Origin of the sequence: Bradyrhizobium erythrophlei, assembly GCF_042430365.1 — a bacterium.
Lineage (GTDB): Bacteria > Pseudomonadota > Alphaproteobacteria > Rhizobiales > Xanthobacteraceae > Bradyrhizobium > Bradyrhizobium erythrophlei.
In genome coordinates this window covers 1-2,223 of the sequence record NZ_JBHMET010000190.1, presented here as the reverse complement: position 1 = coordinate 2,223, position 2,223 = coordinate 1, and the positions used below count along the sequence as shown (strand labels likewise).

General features: G+C 58.3%; 2 protein-coding genes. One reads left to right on the top strand and one right to left on the bottom strand.

The genetic code is table 11. From position 1 onward, the window contains the following. The first annotated feature begins 1,029 nt into the window (after positions 1 to 1,029). Complete coding sequence (locus ACFFWD_RS27275; protein ID WP_376970450.1) at positions 1,030 to 1,458, top strand: hypothetical protein; 429 nt, start codon at positions 1,030 to 1,032, stop codon at positions 1,456 to 1,458. A gap of 317 nt (positions 1,459 to 1,775) precedes the next feature. On the opposite strand, the gene ACFFWD_RS27270 is transcribed toward ACFFWD_RS27275, so the two are convergent. Beyond that, positions 1,776 to 2,033, bottom strand: a complete 258-nt coding sequence (locus tag ACFFWD_RS27270) for a DUF3551 domain-containing protein (protein WP_376970448.1) — start codon at positions 2,031 to 2,033, stop codon at positions 1,776 to 1,778. Positions 2,034 to 2,223: the final 190 nt, after the last annotated feature.

The following is a 2,223-nucleotide window of genomic DNA, read 5'->3' as shown; positions in this document are numbered from 1 at the left end:
TCCAAGTGCCGGCAAACCACGCCGCCTGATCGCCTCGTCACCCAAAATCCCGCATAGCTCCCACAGTCAGCCGGCTGATCGGAAGCTGCAGCGGGTCAAAACATAACGAGATTGCACCCCCAACATCATCCGACGCGCTCGGCCAAAACTGCGGGCGGCATGCGCCACGAACCCGGATCTCGCCTTTGTAGCCCGACAAACCAGGGAACCCCGAACGTTGCCTCGAATGACGGCCCCGATCGCAGGGTCGGTGGCTTAGGCCGTGGACGACGGAAGGGGAGCCACGCCGGACTTGGTGCCAGCTTGGGCATTCGCCCTCAAAGGTACTTATCGGCGGGAAATGCACCTTTTTGTTTGACGAATCTGGACAACTCATTGATATCGCAATAAATACGATCGCCCTCCGAGCGCACCATAAACCCACAATGCAGCTACGTCGCTATGAGCGTGCTTACAGTGCTGCGGGATCAAATCTTCAAAACGTTATCACGTTAGACGAGCAGGGTTTTGGCCGCCGGCTACTCGTTGCGTCGAGTTCTTAAGGCCGCGGACCGAAGTACGCCGCATTCTGGAAGACCAAGCGCTGGCCTGCACTGCTTGGGAAGGGGTGTCCTGTCAATCGTACTGAAACAATTCGGCTTTCGGAGATCTGCTTTAGGAAAGCTACGGTCTCTGCCAAGGCGTAAGGTCCGCGAAGCGGACGAGCGTTCAGATAATCGCCTTACACGGACCGGGCGGGTGCCGGGCGCCTTAAACCCAGCTTCTGCCGGGTTGGAATCAAAGCCCAAGCCTGCGCCTGGCCGTTTCGCAACGAGTTTGGTCTAGCTCAATGCCTATGAAGTCACAGTCCAACCTTGAGGCCGCCAACGGGTCCAACACCACATCTTCCTCCTTTGTGAAGGCACCGATACAGCATTCGATGTCGCCATCCCCGGCCTCCTGCAGCGGCCTTACGATTTTGGAAGCGATCTGGCCCGCATCAAGTTCGGTCTGGGTTGGGGAAGCTGGTGTGAAAATGCGGCGACCAGGTTGAGCGCATCGTTCTATCCGGAACAGGTGGCTCATTTTGAAGAGACGTTCTTCGCGGCGCTCGATGGTCTCCACGATCGTGTTGAAGCCGCGGTGGATGCCTTCAGATATGATAACGACGGCTGGAAGTGCTTCAGGGCGATCACGGGCGAGTACGATCGCTTTCTCACATTCACCTCGTATCTCCTTGGTCACCTGAATGGCCTGGGCGGGGAGGTTGATCTGGCGCCGAAGTTCAAGGAGTTCCTGCAATCCGGTAATTGGCTGGCGAAATACATCATCGGTCTGGACAAGACACTTGAGAAAATTTGGAACAAGTACGGCGAGTGGAAGAGCTTCGAGGAATTCAACGGAACAGGTGAGTTGGTCTTGTTGCTTGCTGCAACCGATGGCGTTCACCTCACGGCCGATGGGCTGAGCATCTACTGACCTGTTGCCAATTTTCCCGATGCAGTGCGCATAATAGGGCGGGGCCAAGCGCGGGCGCCCCTCCGACCACATCCCTGAGTATGCAGACCAGGCCGCGAAGCTTTGCCGGCTCGGCGCTACCGACAAAGAGATCGCCGACGTCTTCGGCATGGATGAGCGGACGAGAAGAACGAGCGGCTATGGGTAGCGGCATCGCGCAGCGTGACGAGCGCGCGCCCGTCCGGAAGCTCAATCGGATCATCAAATTGCCGGCGCCAACCCTTCCCAGCCATGCCGGCATGGTCGCCGCAACCGGGCTCCTGTTCACGACCGGAGAACTACGGGCCGCGTCGTCGTCCATGAGGCCGCGGGAGCGGCAATCGCCTCGCATCGGCAGCGTAAGGGTTGACCAGGCAGGTTGCAGGTAGGCCATTCGCCGTCGCTGCGCACTGGGCGAAAGACGTGAAAGTGCAATCGATCCTCTCACCTATCTTCTCGCCATAGACGTGCATGCAGACGGGATAGCTGGGGTCGTACGTCTGAGCAGACGCTGGCGCAAAGCCCACTATAGTACCCAGAACGAGAATTGCGGACATAAGTCGTCTCATCACCAGCTCCTGCGATTACCTTGAGAATGTTTGGCCGATGCGGTTTCACTCCAAAACCTCATACTCGAACGCCACACCCTCGGGGTCGTTTTCCTCCCCCCGCCTGGTATGGCTGGACATCCCTGCGCAAACGCCACAAGGCTAGCCGCTCGCGGCGTCGATGATCCTCTTGGCTTCG